Source organism: Staphylococcus equorum (assembly GCF_029024965.1).
Classification (GTDB): domain Bacteria; phylum Bacillota; class Bacilli; order Staphylococcales; family Staphylococcaceae; genus Staphylococcus; species Staphylococcus equorum.
Window position 1 is genome coordinate 2060800 of the sequence record NZ_CP118982.1, and the last position, 14844, is coordinate 2075643.

The window sequence follows — 14844 nt, forward strand, 5'->3', positions numbered from 1 at the left end:
AAGTGTATTTCACCTTTTATTACTATTGTTTTGCGATTACTCTTGCCGCAGCTTCGTCTGTGATTAATACAGTGTTATTGGGTGCAATTGAAAGGTAAGCTTTAATAGCTTCTCCTTTTGATTTACCCCCAGCTACGGCAAAGATAAACTTCTTCGACTCAAGATCTTCTAATTGTAGTCCAATCGTTTTCACTTTATGGACAATGTCACCTTGATCATCGAAATAATATCCAAATGCTTCTCCCGAGGCATTGTGATGTTGAAGTTTCTCTATAACTTCACTAGGTGATTGACGTCTTCGCGCCATCTTCAGCGCATCACCAATGCCGTGGATCGTAATATTGGATTCCTTAATTTTCTCAAGTGAATGGATAACTGATGGTTCTAACATAAGCGTATTATATGTTGTCTCACTTACATTATCTGGTACATATAGTGTTGTATAATCACCGTTCGTTTGCTGCGCCATACTTGCAGCAATCGTATTCGCTTGATATACAACATTTTCACCAAGTCCTCCACGTGCAGGTACGAATAATACATTGTACGGTTGCTTGTGCATGGCTTCGCTGACATATGCCATCGTTGAACCACCAGTCACAGAAACTATTGCATGTTCGTAAAGAACATCTTCTACAAGTTGTCCCGCCTGACGTGACAACTCAATCTTAACTGTTTTATCAGCATCTGAATCGCCAGGTATGACGTAAACCTCTTTGATGTTGTACTGCTCTTTAATAACTTGCGCAAGATGATGATCGTCTGAATAAATATTGAAATAGCTATTCAATTGACGAATCGTTGTTTCACCTGCTTCAGTTATTTCCATACCTGTTGGTTTAACTTTGATAAGTTCTTGTTTCTTCAATATATCTGTTTCTGAACGCAGTACACGTTCAGTCAAATCCATGTATTCACTTAAACTTCGTCTACCTACGGGTTGATGCTTGGAGATAGTAGTGAGTATTGAAAAACGACGATACATCTTTTCAACAATTTCTGGAACTAACTTTTGTTGAATTTTTATCAAGTCCTTCACTACTATCCACCTCCATTTCCATTTAAAGGGTCAAGTTCTAACCATAGATTGACTTTTTACGTCCCTGGTGGGACAAAAAAATATAACCTCTTATAACAGCAATACTACTACTATATTTTTAAAATTGCAAGAGAAATACCTATCTATTAATTATTAACTATTGACCATTAAAATTTTTGTTACTTTTGTAACTACCTACAATAATTTAATACCCGTTAAAAACATCAATTAATCATTCATACTTATTATTTTTTAATAGTACATATTATAATATAAACACATATTATTCACATTCTTATGCTTTTACAAGCGTGAATGATTGAATGGTTGTCCTATTATCATTAAAATAGTTTTATAATACTATTTTGGAGGAAAAACTATGTCACAAAAAGATCAACCAGAGGTTATCGATCCGGATGACCAACGATATAAGGACCCAGATCATTTTAATAAGCATAGTCAAAAACCATACGCTGGTACACACCAACACCAATCATATAATTATACAAAAAATATCGGTTGTGGTTGTGGCCCATTCGGTTGTTTGAGTGGTTGCATTACCTTAATACTCTTGTCATCGCTCCTTACTTTCTTATTAAACTTCCTATTTTAATTCAATTTGATTCACATTAGCTTTTATTTTATTTGAAATTATAAGCACCCTGCCCTTCAAGTTAATTAAAATAAAGTCTGCGTTTGTCTTTATAAGGGGTCAACTAATTACTAATGATGAATGATTGATTGGTTTAAAAAATGACAACGCTTTGGTCTGACTCCTTCAAGAAAAATCCTAGCTGAATACTATAGACTAAGGCTATGACTGCAGAAATAGCATAGAAAAACGCTAGCAAAGTCGTAGTCTTTGTTGACAATATAAAAGAAGCACCCGTGAGAACGAGTGCTTCTTTTTAATAGCTTATACAACTATATTTACTAAACCGTTATGAACAACGTTAATCTTCTTCTGATGAATTCGAGTTACTATTTTGTGTTGATCTTTCTTGTGTGTCAGCTTGACTACTTCTTTCTTCTGTTGAAGGTTCAGGTGTTTGCTCTTCAGTTGAAGGTTCTGAAGTTTTTTCTTCTGTAGATGGCTCAGGTGTTTTTTCCTCTGTTGTACGCTCTTCAGTCGTGCGTTCTTCTGTAGTGCGTTCTTCAGTCGTGCGTTCTTCTGTACTACGTTCCTCTGTAGTTTGCTCTTCGGTAGAGCGTTCTTCAGTTGTTTCTTCTTTTGTTTTCTCAGGAGAGTCTTTTTCTTCTTCTGTTGTACGTTCGGCTGTTGCAGGTTGTTTTGTTTGTTGTTGAGTTTGTTGTGTCTGCTGTGTTTGTTGCGTAGTTGGAGCTTGCTGAGTTTGTTGTTGGGTTTGTTGCGTTTCTTGTGACTCTTCTGTTGATTTCTCTTTTTTCTTATCTTTTTCTTCTTTAGTCTTTTCTTTTTTCTTATCTTTTTCTTCTTGCTTTTGATCAGCTAAACGTTCGTCGGCTTGTTTCGAATGATCTACAAAGGCAAAAATGGCAAAAACTAATCCACCTACTAATAACAAGACAATAATCGCACTCACAATTTTTGCAAAACTGCTCATTTTCTTGTTATTTTGATTATGCTTTGGCATAAGCTCCCCTCACTTCAATTTATATCATAACTTTTATATTTATTCTAAATGTACTTTCATTAACAAATGTATATTTTACACTATTTTTTATACTAATCAAACCGATTAACTATTTTTTAATATGGCTGTTATCTTGATGTCATATCTGTTGTAAAATACAACTATGCTTTAACATTTTATGATTCAGTATAATATTAATCTAAATCAAACTATATTTTCAATACTTTTATTTAATTTCAATTGTTACTTTACATGTTTCACTATTATCATAACAGGATGTGAGCTAAATATGAATAAACATGATTTATTAAATGATTTTGAGCAGCAGGGTCACCCTAACAAAAAAGGCCTTCGTCAAATGATGGTTGAAAATGACAACTATGAACCAAAGCCTACTTCCAAGAAACGTAATCTTTTCTTTAGTTTTATTATTTTCCTTCTATTAGTTATTTTCAGTCTAATATTTCTTTTCATCTAATAGTAAAGCATTAAAAAATTTATTAAGGATACGTTTATATAAGCAATTTATAAATAAAAAGATAGTTATAAATCTTTAATTACGTTAGCATATAAATATAGGCCTATACGATAATCGCATAGGCCACTACTAAAGGGAGTCAAAATTTTACCTTCGTTAGTATATTATGGGGTATACTCGAAATAATTAAGAGATGATTAATTAATATCGAAGGTACCCTTATTATAACGGTATCCAATATTATTTTAAATACTTCTTAAGATGACTAAATGACATATTCTTGAACAATTTTCGAAAGAATTATGTCAGAAAAATTTAGCTTGAGTCGTTTTTTAATCATTACAGTCTAAAGCATTACTATTTTATGAGGTGATATAATGAAACACTATTTAATAACAGGTGGCACAGGTATGGTTGGTACCCAACTCGTTGAAGCTATCAAGCAAAGTGACGCGCATATAACAATTCTTACTAGACAAGACAAATCAACTTCACATCCAAAAATAACATACGTTAATTGGTCTAAAACGAATTGGGAATCTCAAATTCCTGATATTGACATCGTTATTAATCTTGCAGGTGCAAGCTTAATGAAACGTTGGACAAAAGAACATAAACAAGCAATTATGTTGAGCCGCTTACAGTCTACGCAAGCATTATTCGACTTGTTTAAAAACCGCAAACAAAAACCTTCAGTATTCTTTAATGCGAGTGCAGTTGGTTATTACAAGCCAGATTACGATCGAACTTATACAGAATTATATAAATCGCTCCCATTTGATTTCTTATCAGAAGTAGTTTACCAATGGGAACGTCGCGCACGTCAGTTTGAATCATTAGGCACACGTGTTGTGATTGGTAGATTTGGCATGATCCTAGCAGAAGATGGAGGTGCCTTACCTTTGATGAAACTACCATATGAATTTTACCTTGGTGGTAAACTCGGTTCAGGTAGACAATGGTATTCTTGGATTCATTTAGATGATTTAACAAGAGCCATACTCTATACAATTAACAACGGAAATGCACATGGCGTTTTCAACTTTACAGCGCCTATTGTTGAACATCAAAATTTATTTGGCTATACATTGGCACGCGTCACACATCGTCCCCATTTCACTTGGGTACCTGCATTAGCCTTAAGATTAGCTTTAGGCCAAATGTCTACAGTTGTATTGGACACACAAAAAGTAATACCAAATAAATTACAGGCTATAGACTTTAAATTTAAATATCCAGATTTAAAAATAGCTTTAGAAGATTTAGTAGAATAATAATTAAAAAAGACAAGCCACATGATGTGGCTTGTCTTTTTTAATTAAGCTTTTATATTAATTTTAGCGTTATGCTTCAGGAACCATAACTTGGTCAACTAGACCGTATTCTTTAGCTTCTTCAGCTGATAAGAAATTATCACGATCTGTATCTTTTTCAATTTTTTCAATTGACTGACCAGTACGCTCTGCTAAAATTTGGTTTAATTTGGCACGTGTCTTAAGAATATGATTCGCAGCAATTTCAATTTCTGTTGCTTGACCTTGCGCACCACCAAGTGGTTGGTGAATCATTACTTCAGCATTTGGTAAAGCAAAACGTTTACCTTTTGCTCCTGCTGCAAGTAGGAATGAACCCATTGAGGCAGCCATACCAATACAGATTGTTTGTACATCTGGTTTAATGTGTTGAATTGTATCATAAATTGCAAATCCAGCCGTCACACTTCCGCCTGGCGAATTGATATAAAGATAGATATCTTTTTCAGAATCTTGTGCTTGTAGGAATAATAATTGTGAAACAATAGAGTTCGCTACATTATCATCGATTTGTGAACCTAACATAATAATACGGTCTTTTAATAAACGTGAGTAAATGTCATATGCACGTTCCCCACGGTTTGTTGTTTCAATTACTGTAGGTATTAAATTCATTAATATTGCCTCCTCATTTCTAATTGATAAATTTATTTTAACTCAAAAGTCAAATATGGTCAAAAATTAAAGCTCGAAATTTCACGAAACTTACATTATTCTTATTGACCGTTACTTCTAAGATTTGTACACTTGTATTAGCGTGTTTTTTAACCCCCTCGTAGTGTAATGGATAACACGTAAGATTCCGGTTCTTAAAATGGGGGTTCGATTCCCTTCGAGGGGACTTGAATAAGATTTTCTAAACATCACCCGATACCATAGGTTATATATCTATGGTATCGGGTTTTATTTTTTATTTAAAAACACTCAACTCATTAACCACTTTTACCATATACCCTTTTTCAATATATCTAGTAATCTATGTAGTCTATAATATGCTAAAAATCTATGCAAGACAATTGTTTCTCTTTTTTAAATCAATACTTTTATAAATTTATTTTACATTTATAAAAGTACTACCTAAAACATCTCTCACATCATGGATTACTAAAAAGGCGTTTTCATCTTCTTCGTTAACAAGCTTTTTCACTCTCGTCACTTGAGACTGTGGCACTACCACGTATAGCATATGCGTCTCACTCTTAGCATAGCCGCCCTTACCAGTTAATATCGTAGAGCCTCTTCCTGTAAAAGCATTAATTTTATCGCTAATTGTTTCACTTTTACTTGATATAATCGTAACTGCTTTTTTAGGATTAAATCCTTCTATGATAAACGATGTCGCTCTTTCGGTTACAAATAGCATAATGATTGTAAATAACACATTTTGTAAAGGAAGTACCATCAAAAAGGATAGAACGACGAGTGCATCCAACACAAAGATGCCTTGCGATGTTTTAATTTCTGAGTATTTATTAATTATCTTAGCTATAACTGATGTGCCTCCAAGTGTACTACCTGTCGCAATAACTAAACCTCCACCAATACCGATAATAGCCCCACCAAACACAGCATTAATCACGAAATTATCCACACCAAGATTTATATTTTCAGTTAAATGTAAGAACAGTGAAAGTGACGTATTTGCTATAACTGTATAGACTGCAGTTGTTTTACTCAAAAATTTCCAACCAATTAATACAACGAGTGTATTGATAATTAATGATGTCCAAGCCGGCGACAATCCAAATGAATATAATAATGCTAAAGATATACCGACAGTGCCCCCGTCTCCTAAGTTAGATCCAAGTAAAAAACAATTGACACCTATTGCGTTAATAAACGTACCTATTATACAAAGAATAATATTTTTAGAATGCTTATTAAACAGTTTTGACATTAACTCACTCCTTCGACTCCAACAACAATAGGATTTAAGCATAATTCTATTGCTATTACGCATCACAAATTGTATTAATTATATAAAAAAACACCTCTTTATAGAGGCGTTAATAATCAAAATTAAATTATACAATTATTTTATAATAATACTAGCACAACTAATTCACGTATGACTAGATTTATTTTTAATAATGCCACTAATATTTCTCGAAGGTAGAATTGAAGAGTCCAAGGTAAAATATAAAACTGTAAAGTATATTATTTCAGTTCAATTGGTTCGCCAGTTCTCAATTTATCCGCCATTTCATTCAACTTTCTTAATCGATGATTCACACCAGATTTAGATATATTGCCAGAAGTCATCATTTCTCCTAATTCTTTAAGAGACACTTCTTGGTGCTCTACCCTGAGTTTTGCAATTTCACGTAATCTTTCAGGTAAATTATCCAGACCAATTTCTTGGTCAATTAAACGAATACTTTCTACATGTTTCATAGCAGCGCTTACTGTTTTATTCAAATTAGCAGTTTCACAATTCACCAATCTGTTAACAGAGTTTCTCATATCACGTACGATACGAACATCCTCAAATTTCAAAAGTGCTTGATATCCCCCGATTAAACTTAAGAAATCAGAAATTTTTTCCGCTTCTTTTAAATAGGCAATACTACCTTTTTTTCGTTCGAGGTGCTTGGCATTCAATTCATATTTATTCATTAACTGCGTTATACCTTCAGAATGATCTTCATATAATGAAAATATTTCTAAATGATAAGATGACGTTTCTGGATTGTTTACAGAGCCACCAGCAAGAAAAGCACCACGTAAATAACTTCTTCTCATTTCATCATCATGAATCAATGCTTCATCAATTTCGTGCGTGAAGACACCACTTTTTAAAATACCTAATTCATCCAATATTTCTCTGGCACGTACTTTAATACGACAGATATAAATATTGTTCTTTTTTAATTTCATTTTCTTTCTCACAAGTAGTTCCACTTCAACATTAAATACTTTTTTAATTAACGAATATATACGTCTTGCCGTAGTAGCATTTTCGGTTTGTACGTTAATAACAAATTGTTGGTTGGAAAGACTGAGTGCACCATTCATACGAATAAGCGCACTGAGCTCTGCTTTTGCATTCTCTTCATCTACTTCTATTCTAGTCAGTTCATTTTTCATCTCGGATGCAAAGCTCATAGATTAATCAGTCCCTTCTTTAACTAAATGAAATCACTTAGTTATTATTTATCATTTTCTTTCTCACGCGTAAATTCAATCGTGTCAGTTTCCCTCATAGCTATTTCATAAATCATTTTAGATAATACTTCAGTATTATGACGCACGTAGTATTCTTCAGAAACCTCTACTAAATTAGGATGTGTAAATACTTTAATATTTTGTTCTTCCATATGATCCATATTACATTTCACTGGTGATGCTCCATCTTCCCTATAGCGCTTTAACACATCTTCAGTAAATGATTGGGTGCTACAGATAGAATAATTGATAAAGTTCTGACCAACATGATCATGTATTGCGTTCACATGATCGATTGCAGTGTAACTATTTGTTTCACCTGGTTGTGTCATAACATTTGAAACATATAATTTAGGAACATCTCCACCTAGCAGTGCATTAGAAATACCCTTCACGCATAGATTAGAAATCACACTCGTATAAAGTGAGCCAGGGCCTAATACGATTAAATCTGCCTCTTCTATTGCTTCAACTGCTTCTTCCATTGGCTCAACATCTTCTGGTTCTAAAAATACACGTTTAATCTTTTTATTCTTTTTTGGAATATTAGATTCGCCATATACAATTTCTCCATCTTCCATCACCGCATTTAAACGTACACTCGTATTGGTAGAAGGAATAACACGTCCTCTAATATTTAAAATTTGACTTAGTTCTTTCACTGCATGTCCAAAATCGTTATTGATGTTGGTTAATGCAGCAATGAGTAGATTACCTAAAGAATGACCTTCGACTTGGTTTTCTTTAAAACGATATTGAAACAATTGTTCTATTGTTGATTCTGTTTCACTTAATGCCGAAATAACGTTTCGTATATCTCCTGGAGCAGGTATATCCATTTCGCTTCGTATTTTACCCGTACTACCACCATCATCAGCTACTGTGACAATCGTCGTAATATCGATCGGATAACCCTTTAAACCACGTGCTAAAACGGATAAACCCGTACCTCCACCTATAAGTACAAGCTTAATTCTTTTCATTTTTTTGTTTCACGCCACTTTCGACATGTGCATCCCTATGTTGTACATACACATTATAGTCAAAACTCTCCCTGAGTTCTGCTCCGATACGTTTGGCTAGTGCGACAGAACGATGTTGGCCACCAGTACAACCTATTGCAATAACAAGTTGAGATTTTCCTTCTTTTTTATATCCTGGTATCATAAATTTCAATAAATCCATTAATTTTTCATAAAAAATGTTTGTTTCTTTCCATTTCATTACATATTTATATACTGCTTCATCTTCGCCAGTTAATGGTCTCAACTCATCAACATAGTGCGGATTAGGTAAAAATCTTACATCAAATACAAGATCCGCATCTATTTGTATACCATGTTTAAAACCAAAGCTAATTACATTAATATTAAATGTTTGATAGTTACTTTGATTAAAATAATCTCCCATACGTTTGCGCAATTCTTTCGGTGTCATTTGCGATGTATCAATCGTATAATTCGCTAAACTTTGTATTTCAGTCAACAACTCACGTTCTTCTTCAATAGCTTCAATTAATGAACGTTGACCTTTTTCATTTAAAGGATGTGCACGACGTGTTTCTTTATAACGAGAAATCAGTTTTTCATTCGATGCTTCCAAGAACATTAAATCAACAATAACATCTGAGTTACTCTTAATTTGGTCCATTTCTTTAATTAAAGATTTAAATAGTTCCTTACCTCTTAAATCAATAGCAATCGCTACTTTTTGTAAAGAAGGATTTCCTTGCCCCATCAATTCTACAAATTTTGGTAAAAGAATCGGTGGTAAATTATCTACACAGAAATATCCAATGTCTTCTAAACTCTGAATGACCACAGATTTTCCGGCGCCTGACAAACCAGTTACAACCAACAATTCACTCTTTACTATTTCTTTTTCTTCTCGTTGCATCTCTTTACACCATCCATTGATTATTTTAATCGCAAAATTAGTTCTACGCTGTTAATAGCTTATTTATATTGGCATTTATACAATATCTTTCATTTTTCTCAATATAAGTCTAACGAGTTAATATTATCACATTATATTTTACATGAAAAACGACTAAGGTAGTAGTTTTATCTATCAATATTATAACGCTATAGTTGTTTCATTATGTAAAAAAGCTAGAATGTTATAACTTACTATAGATCGTAAGTATAACATTCTAGCTATGACTGAATTTATCTATGATATTTTATACAATCTTTTATAATCTATGACTTTATCCCATCAATGATACAATTTATTTATGCTTCAATTGTATCGTGTAAATGCTCGATATATGCAATGGCACTTTGTGCAGCAATACTTCCATCACCAGTTGCAGTGACAATTTGACGTAACCCTTTTTCACGTACGTCGCCTGCTGCATATATACCAGGTACACTTGTACTCATGTCTTCATTCGTTAAAATGTAGCCAACTTCATTAGTAATACCTAAATCTTGGAAAGGTATTGTTAATGGTTTCATACCAATGTACACAAATACGCCATCGCCATCTAGTGTTTGTTCTGTGCCATCTTTTGTTGATTCTAATGTTACCGAACCAACTTTGCCATCTTTGTCATTAATTGTTTTTAAAGTGTGACTCCAAATAAAATCAATTTTATCGTTTTTAAATGCGCGATCTTGTAAGATTTTTTGAGCACGTAATTCATCTCTACGGTGAACAATTGTTACGCTATCAGCAAATTTTGTAAGGAATGTTCCTTCTTCTACAGCTGAGTCTCCGCCACCAATAACAAATAATTTCTTACCTTTAAAGAATGCTCCATCACATACGGCACAATAACTTACACCACGACCGCCAAGTTCTTGTTCACCAGGTACACCAATTTTTTTGTATTCTGCACCTGTTGAAATGATTACGGCGCGAGCTGTAATTTCACTATTACCAAGGTTAATCACTTTATGAGTACCTTTATCTTCTATTGATTTGATATCGCCATATTGATATTTAGCACCAAATTTTTTCGCATGTTCAAACATTTTCGTTGATAAGTCCGGACCTGTTACCATTTCAAATCCTGGGAAGTTCTCAACTTCTTCTGTGTTTGCCATTTGTCCACCTGGCATACCACGTTCAATCATTACTGTGCTTAAATTAGCACGTGATGCATAAACTGCAGCAGTCATTCCTGCTGGTCCGGCACCTATAATTGCCACATCAAAATCCACTTGTTCAGCCATTTAAATTGCCTCCTGTTTAATAATTCATTATGCGCAGTATATATGATTTCTTGCATTTCTTAAACTTATATGCTCACTAAATAATCTATCGTTTTATTTAAACGGTAAGAAGATATATCAAACCATTCGATTACTTGTTGTTTTGTTATTTTACTATCAGCATTACGATAATACATATACACAAATGCTGCAATATATTCATTTACATTTGTTAAATCTACTTTTTCAGATATAATCGCTTCTGCTTGATCAATCCATACAATAAATAAATCCTCATTATTTTTCAATGATTTCACACCATACAACATCAATAAGCCTCTATGAATGAAATCTAATTTGTTTAATTTTAAATCTTGAATAATATAGGTAAGATATAGCTTTTCGTAATCTTCCATAGATTCTAGAACTGCCCAAATTTCTTGTGTTAAAAGCACTTCGCGTCCCTTTAACTGGTTTAATAAGAAAATACCATATAACCTATGATGGCTATCGTCATGGAGTAATAATGGTAATACTTGTTCATCGAAATACATTTTACTCTCTGCAATAACCCAAGGTGCATAACCTACATCTACTTTAGTCATATCTTGCAACTTCGACCAATAATATTTACTATCCTCAATATTGTTTAAATAGTAACTATTATAACTTAACGCATTATACATTTGGATGGAAAGGAATTTTCCTTTTCTATAAAGTGGCTGTAATATTTTTTGCGAAGCTTCATATTGTTTCAAGTAACATAAAACGATGCCTAGCTTAAATGATTCATCATCATTCATCGGCATGACTTTATTTAAAATTTTTAAATAGCGTTGGTATTTTTCTTTATCATTCGTATTATAAAGTAATAAAGTATAATGACATAATGCATGTACATCCGTATTATCTTCACTAAGCAATCGCTCAAACATTTCTTTAGCAATGTCATATTCATTCATGTATAAATAACACATCGCAAGTAAATTACGCACTACGCGATGTTCTTGAATTTCATCGTTTTGATTTAAGATAAATGTTCGTGCTTCGGGTAATCTTCCCTGAGAAAATAGGTATTGGAAAATAAGTTGTACTGCAAATAGCTGACTTTCTATCTCTATTTTTTCAGCTGAATTATAAGAAACTTCAAACATTTCTTCAAGTTCTTCTTTATAATCTTCATCGTTAGACATCGTGACATAATTTATACCAAATAAAAATGCTTTATTTGCTTCATTTAATGTAATGTTTAATTGACTAAGCTGATAATAACTTTCTTCTACTAACTCTTGTTGCGCAATACTTTCATAAAATAGATGCTCTGCTTTACCACTTAGTCCTATATTCACAAGACATTCCGCGTATTTTACTTTTACATCAAAATCTTGAGGTGACATATCCAGCACTTTGCCATAATATTCTGCTGCCTTTTTATAATCTTGGTGCAGAAATTTTTGGTCTCCCAATTTTTTATAAAATTGACTATCTAATTTCATTGGTATTACTTTGCCGTTATGCGCCATCCATTATCACCTCCTAAATATTAATTAAGTTCTTATTTGCATGGGATTTCCATATGCTAATGCCGAATCAGGTATGTCTTTTGAAATAACAGCACCCGCTCCGACTTTAACATTTGATCCTATGCTTACACCTGGTAATATTGTAACATTCGCGCCAATTAAAGTATTATCACCAATTTGCACACGCCCCGTTCGAAATTCATCAACGAGAAATTCATGAGTCAAAATTGTAGTATTATAGCCAATCACACAATTTTCCCCTATGGAAATATACTCTGGGTATAATAAATCGGGAACTACTTTAAAAGCAAATGCTGTGTTTTTACCAATATTCATTTTCAATAAATTGCGATACGCCCAATGTTTTAATTTCACGTGAGGCAAGTACCTGCAAATTTCAATAATTATCGTTTGTTTAAATATTTTAAAGTATCTAATATAACGATACATATGCCAAAGTGGGTTATTGCCTTTAACTTTAACCTTTTTTAAATTACGCATGATATTTTATCACTTCACTTTTTGATTTGACCAAGTTAACGGACCAACATCTTTATATCTTGGTGCGTTATATTTCACTCTTCTTATAATCATAATCACAATACCTACTATAATCAGTATAATAGACATTAACTGCGCTACTCGAATATCACTAGTTAACATCAAGCTATCTGTACGCATGCCTTCTACGAAAAATCTGCCGATTGAATACCATATCAAATATAGACAGAAAGTATCTCCTATACGTAAATGTTTTCTAAGCAAGATTAGTATAACAAAGCCTAAAATGTCCCAAATAGATTCATATAAGAATGTTGGCTGGTAGTATTTGCCATTAATATACATATTATTAATAATAAAATCTGGAATATGTAAGTTTTCTAAGAATGTTCTTGAAACAGGACCGCCATGAGCTTCATGATTCATAAAGTTGCCCCATCTTCCAATACCTTGGCCTAAAATCATACTTGGTGCAATGACATCACCAATTTGAAACGGGTTAATATTTTTTTGTTTACAGATGATAATCCCTGTAACAAATCCACCTATTAAGCCACCGTGTATTGCAATACCACCGTGCCATATCATCGGAATTTCAATTGGGTTTTGAATATAATACGGCCACTGGAATACAACGAAATAAAGTCTCGCCATAATAAATCCAAATATTGCACTCCAAAAAATGATATCAACTAATGTATCTGTATCAAAGCCAATTCGTTTCACACCTTCTTGAGCAATAAAATAACCCAAGAGTATCCCAACAGCGATAATAATTCCGTACCAACGTACTGAAATAGGCCCAAGCTCAAGTGCAATTGGATTGATATAATTTAATGTCATCATTACCTATTTCTCCTCACTATTGCTACCATTTCGTAATATTTCAGCATTTAAGCGATCATTAAACTCTTCTGCTGTATTGATGCCCATAATATTCAGTCGGTAATTCATTGCCGCAACTTCAATAATAACCGCTACGTTACGTCCAGGTCGTACAGGAATTGTTTTTTTCGTAATTTCAGTATCTAAGATACGTAATTTTTCTTCATTTAAGCCGACTCGATCATATAATTTGTCTTTATGCCAGTTTTCTAAATGAATATTTAAACGCAATCGTTTTTCAGTTAAAATCGAACCTGCACCAAACAATGTCATTACATTAATGATACCTAAGCCTCTAATTTCTAATAAATGTTCTATTAATTTAGGTGCTCTCCCAATCAATTCGTCTTTACTAATTTCTCTAATTTCCACATTATCATCTGCTACTAATCTATGACCACGTTTTATTAATTCTAATGCCGTTTCACTTTTACCGATTCCAGAATCACCAGTAATCAGTACACCTACACCATAAACGTCGACAAGTACTCCATGCAGTGATGTTGTTCGTGCGAGTTCATGTTCTAAAAATGTAGTTAAACGACTCATTAATTGTGTAGTAGCAATCGTCGACGCAATTAAAGGCGTGTCGAGTTCTTTTGCTGCAGCGATAAGTTCCTCTGGTGGTTCTAAATCTCTCGTCACAATAATCGCTGGTGTATCTGGACGACATAACTTTCTCATACGACCTTTACGTTCTTCATCTGGTAATAAGTTATAAAAAGATAATTCCGTCGTACCTAATAATTGAATACGGTCAGAAGCATAGTGAGAAAAATAACCTGCCATTTCCAAACCTGGTCTTGAAATATCTGTATTTTTAATTTGTTTGTTTAAACCTGCTTCTCCAACAATAAGATCAAGTTCAAAGCGGTCTACTAAACTCTTGGTAGTTAACATAGTTCACCTCTATCAATATTTCTCTTACATTTGCAATATGATATTATCATATCAAAAAGAAATGATAATCCATATCAAAAAGTGTAGAAGATCGATAATTCAACACATATCTATAATATCTATCATTATATCAATTATAAACGATATCACACACCAGTGACTGATTATATTTTCAATTTATTCATTTAATTTACTACAAATCATTTTCTAGGTATTTGTTGGTAATAAATACAAAAATACCCCCTTCAAAGTTTGCACGTTAAAGTACT

Annotated in this window: 14 protein-coding genes and 1 tRNA gene; 3 read left to right on the top strand and 12 right to left on the bottom strand. The window is 33.1% G+C overall.

The window, feature by feature from the left end:
* Positions 1-22: 22 nt before the first annotated feature.
* Positions 23-1039 carry a sugar-binding transcriptional regulator gene (locus PYW44_RS10020; RefSeq protein ID WP_021339865.1) on the bottom strand — a complete coding sequence of 339 codons (1017 nt, stop codon included), beginning with the start codon at positions 1037-1039 and terminating at the stop codon, positions 23-25.
* Between the two features lie 379 nt (positions 1040-1418).
* On the opposite strand from PYW44_RS10020, the gene PYW44_RS10025 reads away from it, so the two are divergent.
* The gene (locus tag PYW44_RS10025) at positions 1419-1652 is read left to right on the top strand and encodes a hypothetical protein (RefSeq protein ID WP_002508257.1); all 234 of its coding nucleotides are present in this window, start codon (positions 1419-1421) and stop codon (positions 1650-1652) included.
* A gap of 340 nt (positions 1653-1992) precedes the next feature.
* Here PYW44_RS10025 and PYW44_RS10030 read toward each other — a convergent pair whose 3' ends face one another.
* Positions 1993-2652 carry a DUF4887 domain-containing protein gene (locus tag PYW44_RS10030; protein ID WP_021339864.1) on the bottom strand — a complete coding sequence of 220 codons (660 nt, stop codon included), beginning with the start codon at positions 2650-2652 and terminating at the stop codon, positions 1993-1995.
* 855 nt (positions 2653-3507) lie between these two features.
* Here PYW44_RS10030 and PYW44_RS10035 point away from each other — a divergent pair.
* The gene (locus PYW44_RS10035) at positions 3508-4404 is read left to right on the top strand and encodes a TIGR01777 family oxidoreductase (protein WP_002508259.1); all 897 of its coding nucleotides are present in this window, start codon (positions 3508-3510) and stop codon (positions 4402-4404) included.
* Positions 4405-4473: 69 nt separating this feature from the next.
* Here PYW44_RS10035 and clpP read toward each other — a convergent pair whose 3' ends face one another.
* Positions 4474-5058, bottom strand: a complete 585-nt coding sequence (gene clpP, locus PYW44_RS10040) for an ATP-dependent Clp endopeptidase proteolytic subunit ClpP (protein ID WP_115076046.1) — start codon at positions 5056-5058, stop codon at positions 4474-4476.
* A 154-nt stretch (positions 5059-5212) separates the two neighbouring features.
* On the opposite strand from clpP, the gene PYW44_RS10045 reads away from it, so the two are divergent.
* Positions 5213-5284 (top strand) — tRNA-Arg (locus PYW44_RS10045).
* A 210-nt stretch (positions 5285-5494) separates the two neighbouring features.
* Here PYW44_RS10045 and PYW44_RS10050 read toward each other — a convergent pair.
* The 9 genes from PYW44_RS10050 to hprK all read right to left on the bottom strand — a co-directional run bounded on the left by PYW44_RS10050 (position 5495) and on the right by hprK (position 14575).
* Complete coding sequence (locus PYW44_RS10050) at positions 5495-6340, bottom strand: YitT family protein (protein WP_021339461.1); 846 nt, start codon at positions 6338-6340, stop codon at positions 5495-5497.
* A 260-nt stretch (positions 6341-6600) separates the two neighbouring features.
* Complete coding sequence (gene whiA, locus PYW44_RS10055) at positions 6601-7548, bottom strand: DNA-binding protein WhiA (RefSeq protein ID WP_002512107.1); 948 nt, start codon at positions 7546-7548, stop codon at positions 6601-6603.
* Between the two features lie 44 nt (positions 7549-7592).
* Positions 7593-8591, bottom strand: a complete 999-nt coding sequence (locus tag PYW44_RS10060) for a gluconeogenesis factor YvcK family protein (protein ID WP_021339460.1) — start codon at positions 8589-8591, stop codon at positions 7593-7595.
* Complete coding sequence (gene rapZ / locus PYW44_RS10065) at positions 8578-9504, bottom strand: RNase adapter RapZ (RefSeq protein ID WP_002508265.1); 927 nt, start codon at positions 9502-9504, stop codon at positions 8578-8580. Before rapZ ends, PYW44_RS10060 begins: the two co-directional genes overlap by 14 nt.
* A 338-nt stretch (positions 9505-9842) precedes the next feature.
* Entirely contained in the window at positions 9843-10787 is a 945-nt protein-coding gene (gene trxB / locus PYW44_RS10070) for a thioredoxin-disulfide reductase (RefSeq protein ID WP_002508266.1), read from the bottom strand.
* A gap of 65 nt (positions 10788-10852) precedes the next feature.
* Positions 10853-12289: a tetratricopeptide repeat protein gene (locus PYW44_RS10075; protein WP_002508267.1), complete on the bottom strand. Its 1437-nt coding sequence runs from the start codon at positions 12287-12289 to the stop codon at positions 10853-10855.
* 24 nt (positions 12290-12313) lie between these two features.
* Positions 12314-12790 (bottom strand): acyltransferase, encoded by a 477-nt coding sequence (locus PYW44_RS10080; RefSeq protein ID WP_021339459.1) that lies wholly within the window; start codon positions 12788-12790, stop codon positions 12314-12316.
* 9 nt (positions 12791-12799) lie between these two features.
* Positions 12800-13636, bottom strand: a complete 837-nt coding sequence (gene lgt / locus PYW44_RS10085; protein ID WP_021339458.1) for a prolipoprotein diacylglyceryl transferase — start codon at positions 13634-13636, stop codon at positions 12800-12802.
* Positions 13637-13639: 3 nt separating this feature from the next.
* Positions 13640-14575, bottom strand: a complete 936-nt coding sequence (hprK, locus tag PYW44_RS10090; protein ID WP_002508270.1) for an HPr(Ser) kinase/phosphatase — start codon at positions 14573-14575, stop codon at positions 13640-13642.
* Positions 14576-14844: the final 269 nt, after the last annotated feature.